Source organism: Cryobacterium sp. PH29-G1 (genome assembly GCF_030063365.1).
Classification (GTDB): domain Bacteria; phylum Actinomycetota; class Actinomycetes; order Actinomycetales; family Microbacteriaceae; genus Cryobacterium.
Genome location: NZ_JASISY010000006.1, coordinates 1 through 13,843 on the forward strand (window position 1 = coordinate 1; position 13,843 = coordinate 13,843).

The 13,843-nt window shown below is 65.5% G+C and carries 13 protein-coding genes and 1 rRNA gene; all 14 read left to right on the forward strand.

What is annotated here, in order from left to right; all coding sequences use genetic code 11:
• Nucleotides 1–96 (forward strand): 5S ribosomal RNA (gene rrf / locus QMK22_RS09515); the annotation flags it as partial.
• Nucleotides 97–1,369: 1,273 nt separating this feature from the next.
• The gene (locus QMK22_RS09520) at nucleotides 1,370–2,338 is read left to right on the forward strand and encodes a hypothetical protein (protein WP_283497399.1); all 969 of its coding nucleotides are present in this window, start codon (nucleotides 1,370–1,372) and stop codon (nucleotides 2,336–2,338) included.
• Nucleotides 2,316–3,344 (forward strand): HAD-IIA family hydrolase, encoded by a 1,029-nt coding sequence (locus QMK22_RS09525; protein WP_283497400.1) that lies wholly within the window; start codon nucleotides 2,316–2,318, stop codon nucleotides 3,342–3,344. Before QMK22_RS09520 ends, QMK22_RS09525 begins: the two co-directional genes overlap by 23 nt.
• A 10-nt stretch (nucleotides 3,345–3,354) precedes the next feature.
• A complete protein-coding gene (locus tag QMK22_RS09530; RefSeq protein WP_283497401.1) occupies nucleotides 3,355–3,528 on the forward strand; it encodes a hypothetical protein in 174 nt (57 codons plus the stop codon).
• 122 nt (nucleotides 3,529–3,650) lie between these two features.
• The gene (locus QMK22_RS09535) at nucleotides 3,651–4,451 is read left to right on the forward strand and encodes a TlyA family RNA methyltransferase (RefSeq protein ID WP_283497590.1); all 801 of its coding nucleotides are present in this window, start codon (nucleotides 3,651–3,653) and stop codon (nucleotides 4,449–4,451) included.
• Nucleotides 4,452–4,455: 4 nt separating this feature from the next.
• On the forward strand, nucleotides 4,456–5,376 hold the full coding sequence (locus QMK22_RS09540; protein ID WP_283497402.1) for an NAD kinase: 921 nt from the start codon (nucleotides 4,456–4,458) through the stop codon (nucleotides 5,374–5,376).
• Nucleotides 5,373–7,109, forward strand: coding sequence for a DNA repair protein RecN (recN, locus tag QMK22_RS09545; protein WP_283497403.1), 1,737 nt, complete (start codon nucleotides 5,373–5,375; stop codon nucleotides 7,107–7,109). The genes QMK22_RS09540 and recN overlap by 4 nt, the downstream gene beginning before the upstream one ends.
• A gap of 32 nt (nucleotides 7,110–7,141) precedes the next feature.
• Nucleotides 7,142–8,839, forward strand: a complete 1,698-nt coding sequence (pyrG, locus tag QMK22_RS09550) for a CTP synthase (RefSeq protein ID WP_283497404.1) — start codon at nucleotides 7,142–7,144, stop codon at nucleotides 8,837–8,839.
• Nucleotides 8,832–9,467, forward strand: a complete 636-nt coding sequence (locus QMK22_RS09555; RefSeq protein ID WP_283497405.1) for an NUDIX domain-containing protein — start codon at nucleotides 8,832–8,834, stop codon at nucleotides 9,465–9,467. The genes pyrG and QMK22_RS09555 overlap by 8 nt, the downstream gene beginning before the upstream one ends.
• A gap of 17 nt (nucleotides 9,468–9,484) precedes the next feature.
• Nucleotides 9,485–10,498, forward strand: coding sequence for a site-specific tyrosine recombinase XerD (locus QMK22_RS09560; RefSeq protein WP_283497591.1), 1,014 nt, complete (start codon nucleotides 9,485–9,487; stop codon nucleotides 10,496–10,498).
• 161 nt (nucleotides 10,499–10,659) lie between these two features.
• Nucleotides 10,660–11,547 carry a ParA family protein gene (locus tag QMK22_RS09565; RefSeq protein WP_283497406.1) on the forward strand — a complete coding sequence of 296 codons (888 nt, stop codon included), beginning with the start codon at nucleotides 10,660–10,662 and terminating at the stop codon, nucleotides 11,545–11,547.
• Entirely contained in the window at nucleotides 11,531–12,355 is an 825-nt protein-coding gene (locus tag QMK22_RS09570) for a segregation and condensation protein A (protein WP_283497407.1), read from the forward strand. The genes QMK22_RS09565 and QMK22_RS09570 overlap by 17 nt, the downstream gene beginning before the upstream one ends.
• A complete protein-coding gene (gene scpB, locus QMK22_RS09575; protein WP_283497408.1) occupies nucleotides 12,345–13,007 on the forward strand; it encodes an SMC-Scp complex subunit ScpB in 663 nt (220 codons plus the stop codon). The genes QMK22_RS09570 and scpB overlap by 11 nt, the downstream gene beginning before the upstream one ends.
• Before the next feature lie 80 nt (nucleotides 13,008–13,087).
• The gene (locus QMK22_RS09580) at nucleotides 13,088–13,831 is read left to right on the forward strand and encodes a pseudouridine synthase (protein ID WP_283497592.1); all 744 of its coding nucleotides are present in this window, start codon (nucleotides 13,088–13,090) and stop codon (nucleotides 13,829–13,831) included.
• The last annotated feature ends 12 nt before the right edge of the window (nucleotides 13,832–13,843 follow it).

Sequence of the window (13,843 nt, forward strand, 5' to 3'; positions counted from 1 at the left end):
GAAACGCCCGGTCACATTCCGAACCCGGAAGCTAAGACTCTCAGCGCTGATGGTACTGCAGGGGGGACCCTGTGGGAGAGTAAGACACCGCCGGACTTAACTTAGAAACACCAGAATAGCCACCCCCAGGGGTGGCTATTCTGCTTTAACACCACCCCACGCGCGACCGCATGCCCCACCACGGCCACCCACGGGTGGCCTTTTCTCGTTAACCCGACACGCATCCTCCAACGCACACTGCAACGCATCCAGCCGGCCAAGTCCACGACCAGGACTCCACCAGCGTGGGATCGCCACAGTCAGCGCACGGGCTGGAAGCGCGTGGGCGCGGCATCCTGTTTGCTGAGCACTCAGCGGGGTTCTGCGTAAAGGTTTAGGCTGGGTATGTCTGTCGAAATGGCGGACTAATTACACAGGAGATACAGTGAGCCCTTCAGGACCCCGCGACGGCGATTCCCGTAACAACGGTCAGGATGACCGTCGTTCGAACCAGAGCGGCCGACCCTCGAACGGGCGACCTTCCGGCGGTCGTGATGGCGCTAAGCCTCCGTACCGTGGCAATTCTGATCGCCCGCAGCAGGGTGGTGAGCGCCCTCCGTATCGGGGTAACCCGGATCGTCCTTCGCAGGGTGAGCGCCCTCCGTATCGTGGCAATTCCGACCGACCGCAGCAGGGTGGTGAGCGCCCGCCGTACCGTGGCAATTCCGACCGACCGCAGCAGGGTGGTGAGCGCGCTCCGTACCGTGGAAATTCTGATCGTTCTTCGCAGGGTGAGCGTCCTCCGTATCGGGGAAATTCTGATCGTCCTTCGCAGGGTGAGCGTCCTCCGTACCGTGGCAATTCCGACCGACCGCAGCAGGGTGGTGAGCGCCCTCCGTATCGGGGAAACTCGGATCGTCCTTCGCAGGGTGAGCGCCCGCCGTACCGTGGCAATTCCGACCGTCCTTCGCAGGGTGAGCGCCCTCCGTACCGTGGCAACTCTGACCGTCCTTCGCAGGGTGAGCGCCCTCCGTACCGTGGCAACTCTGACCGTTCCGCGCAGGGTGAGCGTGCTCCGTACCGTGGCAATTCCGACCGCCCGCAGCAGGGTGGTGAGCGTGCTCCGTACCGTGGTAACTCCGATCGCCCGCAGCAGGGCGGGGACCGCAAGCCTTGGGCCAAGGATGGGGCGCGGCCTGAGCGCAGCGACCGGCCCAGCAGCGACCGGCCCAGCAGTAACCGGCCCAGCAGCGACAGCAAGCCGTGGACCCAGCGGGGCGGCTCGCCGAACCGCGCCGGCGCTCCGCGCCCCGATGCCGGCAAGAAGCTGTGGACCCGCGATGGCGCTCCGGCCCGAAACGATCGTGATGCCCGCGTCGTCGAAGAGGAGATGACCGAAGAGCAGCGCATGCAGCGGGAGCTGCGTTCGGTGCGTCCGCGTCATGACGACCCGGAACTTCCCGACGATATTACGGCTAACGACCTTGACCGCATCGCGCGCAACGAGCTCAAGACTCTGACCAAGGAGAACGCCGAAACCGTGGGTCGCCACCTGGCCATGGCCGCTCGTGTCATCGACGAAGACCCGCAGCTTGCCCACCGGCACGTGATGAGCGCCGCCCGTCGCGCCGGCCGCATCGGAGTGGTGCGCGAAAGCCTCGCTATCACCGCGTACGCGACCGGCGACTTTGCCTTGGCCCTTCGTGAGCTGCGCACCTACCGTCGCATTTCTGGTTCGAACGACCAGCTGCCGCTCATGGTCGATAGCGAGCGTGGCGTGGGTCGTCCCGACCGTGCCCTCGAGCTTGGCCGTTCCGTTGACCGCAGCACTCTGCCGCCCGCCGTGCAGGTGGGCCTGGCCATCGCGATGTCCGGTGCACGTCTGGACCGTGGCGAAACGGATGCTGCACTCGTCGAGTTGGAAATTCCGCAGCTCAACCCCAATACGGCTTTCTCGTACAGCCCCGAGCTGTTCGCCGCCTACGCGGAGGTGCTAACCGAACTCGGCCGTGAGGATGAAGCCGACGAGTGGCTCGAGCGAGCCTCCCGTGCCGATGCAGCCCTCGGAGCCTCCGGCGACGATGACGAAACCATCGAGATTGAAGAGATGGACGAGGACGACGACTCTCTCGCCTACTTCGCCGCGGACGCCGGCGACGGCGTCGACGCGGAGGAAACCGTTGCCGCCGGGGAAGCAGCGCGCGTCGTTGCTGCCGCCGGACTGGCTCCGGTCGTTCAGACGCCGGCTGATGCTGATGATGCCGACGACATTGTCACTGAAACGGTCGACACCGCGGAGACCGATGACGAGTCCGACGCCGACGAGACGGAGCCGGATGCTGCATCGCCGAAAGCCTGAATCGGCGACGCCGCTCGAGGGCGTTGATGTTCTGCTGGCTGATCTGGATGGCGTGGTGTACGCGGGCCCGACGGCAATTCCGCTGGCCGTTGAGAGCCTGAACCGTGCCGCCGAAAGCATCCGCGTGGGCTACATCACCAACAACGCCTCGCGCACCGATCAGTCGGTCGCCGACCACCTCACCCAGCTGGGGCTTACGGTGGCGGCAACGGATGTCGTCACCTCCCCGCAGGCGGCCGTGCGGCTGCTGGCTGAGCAGGTTGCTCCGGGATCGAGCATCCTCGTGATTGGTGGCGATGGCCTCGTCGACGAGGTGATCAAGGGCGGATTCGTGGTGACTCGATCGGCCGACGACAAGCCGGCCGCCGTTATTCAGGGCTTCGCACCGGATGTCGGCTGGGTACACCTGGCCGAAGCGGCGTTCGCGTTGAACGCCGATGGTGTGGGCACGGGCATCCCGTGGATTGCGACCAACACGGACTGGACGATTCCGGTTGCCCGCGGTATCGCGCCCGGGAACGGCACGCTCGTCTCGGCCGTGCACACGGCCGTCGGCCGGCTGCCGCTCGTGGCTGGTAAGCCGGAGGCGGCCATCTTTCTGGAAGCCACACGACGTTTCGGCGCGCAGAACGCGCTCTTCATCGGTGACCGACTCGACACCGATATTCTCGGAGCCAATCGGGCCGGAATTGCTGCCGTACTCGTGCTGACCGGCATCGACCGGGCCAAGCAGGCCCTGGCCGCCGACAAGGAATCGCGGCCGGCGTTCATCATTGAAAACCTGCAGCAGCTGCACGAGCCCTACCCTGAAACCGTGTTCTCCAAGGATGGTTCGACGGCGACGGTGAACGGTGCGAGCGTGCGCATCAACGGCAACGACGTACAAATCGTCAAGGAGGGCGACGGCGGAATCAACCTATTGCGTGCCGCCTGCGCCGCGATCTACCGATCCGGGCGGGCGATTTACGGGCTGAACGTTCCGGAGCGACTGTATCTCGCGCAGTAGCCTTGACAGTGTGAACTCCGAGCCTGTCCTGCCCGAACCCGAACCGGTCGATCTCGCCGCCCGCGCGGCCAACATCGAGGCCCAACCGCTCGAGCGGCGCGCCGAGGCCTTCGGAGAGTTACACGAGCAACTGCGCGTGCAACTCGAAGATCCCGGCACCGACGTGACAAACGGCCAGGCATGACCGGCGACCGCATCCCCGGCGCCGATACCCCACACGACCCGGAAACAGACGCACCTATGCCTGAGCACCTGAACGATGCCGACCTGAACGACGCAGGCCCACTTGACGGCCCCCCAGAACGGATGCCCGACTCCCGTCTCGACGCAGCCCTGGCCGATCGCGGATTGGTCCGTTCCCGCACCGTCGCCGCCAAACTCATCGCCGACGGCCTCGTCACGGTGAACGGCATCCCGGTCGTGAAAGCCAGTACCAAGGTCGCAGCGAACGCCGTTCTCGAGGTGGCAGCCACCGACCACTACGTCAGCCGGGGTGCGCACAAGCTCAATGCCGCCCTCGATTCCTTCAGCATTAGCGTCGCCGGCCGCACCGCGCTCGACGCCGGTGCCAGCACGGGTGGTTTCAGCCAGGTGCTGCTCGAACGCGGCGCCGCTCAGGTTATCGCCGCCGATGTCGGCCACGGCCAGCTCGCCGCGCAACTGAAGACCGAGCCGCGGCTCAAGCTGGTCGAGGGCTACAACATCCGCTATGCGACTCCGGAAACGCTCGCCGGGGCATCCGGAATCGTCACCCGCCCCGATCTCGTCGTGGCCGACCTGTCGTTCATCTCGTTGACGACAGTGCTGCCGGCTCTGGTCGCTACGGCCGCGCAGGGCGCCGACTTCGTTTTGCTGATCAAACCGCAGTTCGAGGTGGGCCGCGGCGGAATACGGGAGGGAATCGTGCACGACAAGGGGCTGCGCTCCGACGCCGTGGCCGGTGTACTCTGGGCCGGCTGGGACCTCGGCCTGAAGACCTGCGGTGTCATCGCCTCACCCATTATTGGGGCGGCTGGAAATCACGAGTATCTGTGCTGGATGAGTGCCACGGCCGGCACTAATCCGACAGAATGGATGGATCGGATCGAAACCGTGGTGGGGGCGTGACGCGTTGAGTGAGACCCCGCGGTACTTTCTGATTGTGGCGCACACCGGCCGGGCCGATTCGCTCGAGGCTGCTGCCACGGTGTGCGAGCAGCTGATCGCGAGTGGCGCCGTTCCGGTGCTGGCCCTCGACGAACGCGCCGATCTGCTCGCCTCGTCACCCGAACTCAACGGGCACATCGCCATTCTCGGCGAAAGCGTGTCGACCGCTGACCTGGAATTGGTCATCGTGCTCGGCGGCGACGGAACCATTCTGCGTTCCGCGGAACTCGTGCGCGGCTGTTCAGCACCGTTGCTCGGCATCAATCTCGGCCATGTCGGATTTCTCGCCGAGAGTGAGCGCGACGACCTCGGTGAGGCCGTGCGTCGCGCTCTCAAAGGCGACTACGAGGTTGAAGAACGGCTCGCCCTGTCGGTGCGGGTCAAAGTCGCCGACAAAGTCGTGTACGAAACCTGGGCCCTCAACGAAGTCACCGTGGAGAAGGCCAGTCGCGAACGCATGATTGAGGTCGTCGTCGAGGTTGACGGTCGCCCGCTGTCGTCGTTTGGTTGCGACGGCGTTGTGCTGTCCACCCCGACCGGATCGACCGCCTACTCATTCTCGGCCGGCGGTCCGATCGTCTGGCCGGGCGTGGAAGCCCTGCTTCTGGTGCCGCTCAGCGCCCACGCCTTGTTTGCGCGCCCACTCGTTGTCGGCCCCGAATCATCCCTCGCCGTGGAGGTTCTGTCCCGTACCGGCGCCAGCGCCGTGCTCTGCGCCGACGGCCGACGCACCCAGGATCTGCCCAAGGGCGCCCGGGTGATCGTGCGTCGTTCCAGTGTTCCGGTGCGTCTGGCGCGCCTGCACATCGGCCCGTTCACCGACCGACTGGTAAACAAATTCAACCTGCCGGTCACCGGCTGGCGTGGTCCGGTGGGTCGCGAGTGATCGATGAACTGTACATCCGCGACCTCGGCGTAATCGCCGAGGCGACGCTGCCGCTGGGCCCCGGATTCACCGCCGTCACCGGTGAGACCGGCGCCGGAAAGACCATGGTGGTCACCGCGCTGGGACTGCTGCTCGGCGACCGAGCGGATGCCGGCACCGTGCGCCAGGGCCAGCCCAACAGTTTTGTTCAGGGGCGGTGGGTCATCGACCCCACCAGCGCTGTCGCCGACCGGGTACGGGACGCCGGGGGAGACCTCGACGGTCCCGAACTCATCCTCGGTCGTTCCGTCTCGAGTGAGGGGCGCAGCCGCGCGGTTGTCGGCGGTCGTGGCGCGCCGGCCAGCGTGCTCGGGGATCTGCGCAACGACCTCGTTGTGGTGCACGGTCAAAGCGACCAGGTGCGCCTGCGCTCCGCCGCCGCTCAGCGTGATGCCCTCGACCGCTTTGCCGGCCCCGACCTCGCTGCCGTGCTCGAGGACTACCAGCACGTTTTTCACCGCTGGCAGGCCAACCAGGCCGACCTCGACCGGCTCCAGACTCAGCAGGACCTGCGCGCCCGCGAGGCCGAAGACCTGCGCGCTGCGATCGCCGAGATCGAAACTGTCGCCCCGCAGCGCGGCGAGGACGCCGAGCTCGGCGAACGCGCCGAACGACTCGGAAACCTCGAAGAGCTGCGACTTGCCGGAGAACAAGCCCGCCAGCTCATTTCCGCTGAAGACAACCCCGACGACGTGCCCGACGTCGTCGCCCTGCTCGAAACGGCTCGACGCGCGCTCGACCGGGTTGCGGTGCACGATGTGGCCCTGCCGCCACTGGTTGCGGCCATCGCGAATGTCGGTTTCGTCGTCGCGGACATCGCCGCCGAACTCTCCAGCTATCTGGCCGGCCTCGACGCGGACGGTGCCCGCGAACTGGAAATCGTTCAGGAACGCCGTGCCGAATTGGGCGTCCTCGCCCGCAAATACCCGGGCGGCCTCGAAGAAGCCATTGAATTTCAGACCGAGGGCAGCACTCGTCTGCTCGAGCTGGACTCGGACTCGGACCGCATCGAAACGCTCACGGCACAAGCGGATGCCGACCGAGCGCTGGTCACCGATCTCGCCGCCGCCCTCACAACGTTGCGCGCAGCGGCCGCTGTGCAACTCGGCGCGCGGGTGACCGCAGAGCTCGGTGCGTTGGCGATGCCGGACGCCGTTCTGCTCGTGGAGCTGGAAGGTGCAGCGGAGTTCACCGTCACCGGAAGCGACCTGGTTCGCCTGCTCCTGCAGCCGCACGTCGGTGCCGAACCGAGAGCGCTGGCGCGCGGGGCATCCGGTGGCGAACTGTCTCGGGTGATGCTCGCCATCGAAGTTGTCATCAACGCGACCGATCCCGTGCCCACCTTCGTCTTCGATGAGATCGATGCCGGAGTGGGCGGCGCCGCGGCGATTGAAATCGGACGCCGACTGGCTCGACTCGCCGAAACAGCCCAGGTGATCGTGGTCACCCACCTCGCCCAGGTGGCCGCCTTTGCCGGCAACCACCTCAGCGTTGTGAAAGACAGTGACGGATCCGTCACCGCGTCGAGTGTGCGCCAATTGCGAGGCGACGACCGTGCCGCTGAGATGGCGCGTCTGCTCTCGGGCCTGCCCGATTCCAAGAGCGGCCTCGAACATGCCAGGGAGCTGCTCGATCTTGCGCAGCCCCCGCCAGCCGCAATCCCGCCCGCACCGAAGAGCCGTACCGAAGAGTGAGTGACGAAATCGAAGTGATAGCATTGAAGCCCGTGGTGGAAAATATAAACGCGGACAGATCAAACGGCACAACAAAGCATATTTTTGTGACCGGAGGTGTGGTCTCCTCGCTCGGTAAGGGCTTGACGGCGGCCAGCCTCGGAAACCTACTCACGGCACGCGGCCTGCGGGTCGTCATGCAGAAGCTCGACCCCTATCTCAACGTCGATCCGGGAACGATGAACCCGTTCCAGCACGGCGAAGTCTTCGTGACCGACGACGGTGCCGAAACCGACCTGGATATTGGGCACTACGAACGTTTTCTCGACATCAACCTCGGTCAGTCGGCAAACGTCACGACCGGTCAGGTCTACTCCGAGGTCATCGCCCGCGAACGTCGCGGCGAGTACCTCGGCGACACCGTGCAGGTTATCCCGCACATCACCGATGAGATCAAGCGCCGCATGCGCCTGCAGTCCAGCGACGTACCGCGGCCCGACGTGATCATCACCGAGATCGGCGGTACCGTTGGCGACATCGAGTCGCAGCCGTTCATCGAGGCCGCACGCCAGGTGCGTCACGAACTCGGCCGCAATAACGTGTTTTTTGTGCACGTCTCCCTCGTGCCGTTCCTCGGTGCGGCCGGCGAGCAGAAGACCAAGCCGACCCAGCACTCCGTTGCGATGCTGCGCTCGATCGGTATTCAGCCCGACGCGCTCGTGCTGCGCAGCGACCGCCCCGTCTCCGAGTCGAACAAGCGCAAGATCGCGCTCATGTGCGACGTCGACGAAGACGCGGTCGTGAACGCGGTCGACGTCGCGTCGATCTACGAAATTCCCACCATGCTGCACGATCAGGGCCTCGACAAGTACATTGTCAACGCCCTCGGCCTCGAGGCCGACACCGTCGACTGGACCGGTTGGGAGAACCTGCTCGAATCGATTCGCCACCCCAAGCACGAGGTCACCATCGGCCTGGTCGGTAAATATATTGACCTTCCGGATGCCTATCTGTCGGTCACCGAGGCGCTGCGAGCCGGTGGGTTCGCCAACCAGACCAAGGTGAAAATCGTCTGGATCGGATCAGACGACTGCGAGACAGAAGAAGGTGCTGCCCGGCTGCTCGGCGAGCTCGACGGCATCTGCGTGCCCGGCGGCTTCGGAATCCGTGGGATCGAGGGCAAGCTCGGCGCCCTCAAATTCGCGCGCGAAAACGGAATTCCCGTGCTCGGCCTGTGTCTGGGGCTGCAGTGCATGGTCATCGAATATGCCCGGAACAAGGCGAACCTGCCGTTGGCTTCGTCGAGCGAGTTCGATCCCGATACCGAGTTTCCGGTCATCGCGACCATGGAAGAGCAGGTAGAGATCATTGCCGGCGGTGACCTGGGCGGTACCATGCGTCTCGGCCTGTACCCGGCCGATCTGGCCGGAGGGTCCATCGTCGCTGAACTGTACGGTGCACCGGTCGCTTCCGAACGTCACCGTCACCGCTACGAGGTCAACAACGCCTTCCGCGATCAAATCTCCGCCGCCGGCCTCTCGTTCTCGGGAGTCTCACCTGACCGCAAGCTTGTCGAATACGTCGAACTGCCCCGCGATGTACACCCGTTCTACGTGGGCACGCAGGCGCACCCGGAGCTGCGCTCTCGGCCGAACCACGCGCATCCGCTGTTTCGCGGGCTCATCGCTGCGGCGTTGGAACGCCAGGAATCCAGCCGGTTGTTCGAGGTGAAAGAAGAACTCAGTGCCTGACGGCTCGTTGCAGGATGACGTCGCACCGGTAAATGTCACGGCGACTGACGTCGTCTTCGACGGCGCCATCTGGAATGTGCGCCGCGACACGTTCGACTACAACAACGCGAGCATCACCCGCGAATACATCGACCACCCTGGCGCGGTCGCCGTGCTCGCCCTCGACGAACACGACCGCGTGCTCTTGATCAAGCAGTACCGGCACCCGACCGGTCTGCGCGGCTGGGAATTACCGGCCGGGCTGCTCGATGTGAGCGGCGAGCAGGCGCTGATCGGCGCCCAGCGTGAATTGGCCGAAGAAGCGGATGTCGTGGCCACCGACTGGGCGCTGCTGACCGAGTTCTACACCTCGCCCGGTGGCAGCAACGAAGCGATTCGGGTCTACCTGGCCCGCGGTGTCTCTGCGGTTGCCGCGTTCGAGCGCACCGACGAAGAAGCCGACATCGAACTGCGCTGGGCGTCGCTCGACGATTGCGTTGATGCCGTGCTGGCCCGCCGGATCGAGAACCCCATCCTGGCGCTCGGGGTGCTCGCTGCGCACGCGAGCCGTGCGCGCGGGTGGAGCACTCTCGCGCCGGCTGACCTGCCGTGGCCGCGGCATCCGCTGAACCGGCACGCCACGGTCTGAGAGCGATCGAACCGAGCATGCCGGATGCGGGCAACGTGCCGGCGGGCAACGTGATCGCCGCGGTGGACTCGTACCTGCGGCACGTCGCGGTCGAGCGCGGCCTGGCCACCAATACTGTCGCCGCGTACCGCCGTGACCTGGGGCTGTACACGGCGTGGTTGGCTGGCGAAATGAGTGTCGGCGAAACGGATGCCGGCGAGACCGCGAACGAGACGACCCCAGACGGCGCTGCACGCCCGTCACGACCGATCAGTGACCTGCGGGCCATCACCCGGCCGCACATTTCGGCGTTCGTGCAATATCTCAGCTTGCGTCCCGAATCGCCGCTGACGGCCGCGTCAATCGCCCGAATACTTTCCACCGTGCGCGGTTTTCACCGGTTTCTGCAGGCTGAGGGCCTGGTCGACGTGGACGTCGCGCACGACACCAAACCGCCACGGCTGGCCCTGCGCCTGCCCAAAGCGATCTCGATCGAGCAGGTCACCGCGCTGCTCGCCGCCACCGATGGGGACGATATCCAGCGCCTGCGCGACAAGGCGCTGCTCGAATTGCTCTACGCGACCGGCGCGCGGGTGAGCGAGGTGGTCAACCTCAACGTTGATGACGTGATCATGGAGGAATTCGACTCGGTGCGACTGACCGGCAAGGGCGACAAGCAGCGCATCGTGCCGGTCGGCAGCTTTGCCCGCGCCGCCGTCTCGGACTATCTCGTGCGGGCCCGGCCGATGTTATCGGCGCGCGGCCGGTCGACGCCGGCCCTCTTCCTCGGCCTGCGCGGACAACGGGTCAGCCGGCAGAACGCGTGGCTGATCATTCGCGCCGCCGCCGGACGGGCCGGTCTCACCGTGGCCGTGTCGCCACACACCCTGCGCCACTCTTTTGCCACTCATTTGCTCGCCGGTGGCGCCGACGTGCGGGTGGTGCAGGAGCTGCTCGGTCATTCCTCGGTCGCCACCACACAGATTTACACCCTGGTTACCGTTGATACCCTGCGCGACATGTACACGACCGCCCACCCGCGGGCGCGCTGACCGGGTTCAGTTTTTCGGTTCTGGGTGGGCGCCTGGCGGCGGGTCCGGCGGCGAGTCTGGGCGGCGCGACCGTCCAACGCGGCGATCCTTGCGCCGACCAGCCGTTCCACTCGCTAGAATCGACCAAGTGATGGGTGCAGGACAAAATCAAGGGCGGGCCAGTGACGCGTAAATTGAGCGAGCGGATTTCGCTTCCCGGTTTCGACGACATTCCGGTCGGTCCGACCGGACGCGAAAAACATGAGTTTGCCGAACCGGAGCCGCTGAAAAGCCACGGTCCGGCCCGCATTATCTCCCTGTGCAACCAGAAGGGTGGCGTCGGCAAGACCACGACGACCATCAATCTGGGTGCTGCTTTGGCCCGCTACGGGCGCCGGGTGCTTGCCATTGACTTCGACCCGCAGGGTGCCCTCTCAGCCGGACTCGGCGTACCGACCCACGACGTCACGACCATCTACGACCTGCTGCTGAACGGCAAAGTCGACCCGAAAGAAGCCATCCAACCGACCTCGGTCGAGGGCCTCGACGTTATCCCGGCCAACATCGACCTGTCCGCCGCCGAGGTTCACCTGGTGAACGAGGTTGCCCGCGAGCAGATTCTGACCCGCGTGTTGCGCAAGGTCTCCGGTGACTACGACGTCATCCTCATCGATTGCCAGCCGTCACTGGGAATTCTCACCGTGAACGCGCTCACCGCCAGCCACGGCGTGCTGATTCCGCTCGAGTGCGAATTCTTCGCCCTGCGTGGCGTCGCCCTGCTCATCGAAACCATCGACAAAGTGCGCGACCGGCTCAACCCGGCCATCGAACTCGACGGAATCCTGGCCACCATGTACGACTCCCGCACCCTGCACTCCCGCGAGGTACTCGAACGCGTCGTTGATGCTTTCGGCGACAGCGTGCTCGAAACCGTCATCGGGCGCACCGTGAAGTTTCCCGACGCGAGCGTGGCTGGTGTGCCCATCACCGACTTCGCACCCGAGCACGCAGCCGCCAAGGCCTACCTGCAGGTGGCCCGCGAATTGATTCACCGTGGCGCAGTCGCCTAGCGCGGCCGAGAAGCCCGCGTTTTCGGTCGCCCTCGGCAACTTCGAGGGACCGTTCGACCTGCTGTTGAAACTGATTACCCGGCACGAACTCGACATCACCGAGATCTCGCTCAGCCGGGTCACCGATGAGTTCATTTCCTACCTGCGCGGACTCGACGCGGCCGAAGAACTCGACCAAGCCACCGAGTTTCTCGTGGTCGCCGCGACCCTGCTCGATCTTAAGGTGGCCGGCCTGCTGCCGCAGGGTGAACTCGTCGACGCCGAAGACGTGGCCCTGCTCGAAGCCCGCGACCTGCTGTTCGCACGCCTGCTGCAATACCGCGCGTTCAAAGAAGCCGCGACCTGGTTCGAGGGACGACTCGATATCGAGACCCACCGGCATGTGCGCTCGGTGCGCCTCGAGGAGAAGTACCGTCAAAAGACGCCCGAGCTGGTCTGGACGCTCTCGCTCGCCGACTTCGCCGCGCTGGCCGCCGTTGCGCTCGCACCGCGTGAAAAACCCGTTGTGGGGCTCGAGCACCTGCACGCGCCGCTGGTCAGCATCCGCGAACAGGCCGCCTACGTCGTAGCGATGCTGCAGCCGGGGCAGCCGGTCTCGTTTCGTGCGCTCATCGCGGGAGCAGACCAGAAGGGCGTCATCATTGCCCGCTTTCTCGCGGTGCTCGAGCTGTACCGCCATGGTGCGCTCTCGTTCGACCAGATCGAGCCGCTCGGTGAACTCACCCTGCGCTGGAACGCCGAGTCCCTCAACGGCGAGGCCTGGACCGACCAGAACCTGGCCTCTCTCGGAGCCGACTATGACAATTAGAGACCAGAGCACCGAGAGTCGAGCAGCGGTTTCACGAGCGGATGCTGCGGCATCCATTTCCGCCGACACGCGTGCGCACGACACCGCTCGCGCCCTCGACCGCCAGCTCGAAGCCGTGCTCATGGTCGCCGACGAACCACAGAGCCTCGTTCATCTGGCGACTGCCGTTGGTCGGCCGATCACGGAGGTGGCGGCATCCATCGCCCGGCTCGTGGCCGATTTTGACGGTCACGCGGCGCCGGACGGAGTGCGCACCATTCGCCGCGGTTTCGAGCTGCGTGAGGTCGCCGGCGGCTGGCGCATTTACGTGCGCGCCACGCACGACGAGCTCGTGACTGATTTTGTGCTCACCCAGAATCCCAGCCGGCTCAGCCAGGCCGCCCTCGAAACGCTCGCCGTGATCGCCTATAAACAGCCGATCAGCCGCGGCCAGGTCGCGAGCATTCGCGCCGTCAACGTCGACTCCGTCGTGCGCACCCTGCTCGGTCGCGGCCTCGTCACCGAAGCCTCCACCGATAGCGAAACCGGCGCGATCAACTACGCCACCACAGACTTGCTGCTCACCCAGCTCGGAATCAATTCGCTCGACGAATTGCCCCACCTATCGCCGTTGCTCGACGGCGGCACCGACGGATTTGAGGATCTACTGTGACCCACGACAACACCGGCTTTTCGCCGGACGCTGCCCGCGACCCCAATTTCAACCCCGAGGCCGCGGCCGACGGAGTACGACTGCAGAAGGTGCTCGCCTCCGCTGGCGTCGCCAGCCGTCGTGTCTCCGAAGACCTCATCACGTCCGGTCGCGTGCGCGTGAACGGCAAGGTCGTCACCGAGCTAGGCCGCCGGGTGCACCCCGAAACCGACCAGGTGGCCGTGGACAACGTTGCGGTGCAACTGGATACCTCGCGCCGTTACCTCATGCTCAACAAGCCCGTCGGCGTCGTCTCCTCGATGCAAGACGAGAGCGGTCGCCCCGACCTGCGCGAATTCACCGACCAGTTCGACGAACGACTGTTCAACGTCGGCCGGCTGGATGCCCAGACCAGCGGCCTGCTGATCCTCACCAACGACGGCGACCTGGCGCACGTGCTCGCCCACCCGTCTTTCGGCGTCTCGAAGACCTACATCGCCAAGGTTGAGGGTCGCGTCTCGCCGCAGACCATCGGTCAGTTGCAGAGCGGTATCGAACTCGACGACGGACCCATTCACGCCGACAAGGCGCGCATTCTCACGAGTCCTCCCGGCGGTGGCTACAGCATGGTCGAGCTCACCCTGCATTCCGGGCGCAACCGCATCGTGCGACGGATGCTGGACGCCGTCGGTCATCCTGTGGTCGACCTGGTGCGCCGTCAGTTCGGGCCGTTGAACCTCGGCACTCTGCAGCAGGGTGCCGTGCGTGAACTCACCCGCGAGGAACTCGGTCAGCTTCTCACCGTCTCCCGCCAGGCGCCCTCCGCGCGCCCTGACGCCGACTAACAACCAGCGATT

Coding starts and splice junctions, on each gene's coding strand:
- QMK22_RS09520 (WP_283497399.1), top strand. CDS start 1,370: ATGACCGAAGAGCAGCGCATGCAGCGGGAGCTGCGTTCGGTGCGTCCG.
- QMK22_RS09560 (WP_283497591.1), top strand. CDS start 9,485: ATGCCGGATGCGGGCAACGTGCCGGCGGGCAACGTGATCGCCGCGGTG.
- scpB (WP_283497408.1), top strand. CDS start 12,345: ATGACAATTAGAGACCAGAGCACCGAGAGTCGAGCAGCGGTTTCACGA.
- QMK22_RS09535 (WP_283497590.1), top strand. CDS start 3,651: ATGCCCGACTCCCGTCTCGACGCAGCCCTGGCCGATCGCGGATTGGTC.
- QMK22_RS09525 (WP_283497400.1), top strand. CDS start 2,316: ATGCTGCATCGCCGAAAGCCTGAATCGGCGACGCCGCTCGAGGGCGTT.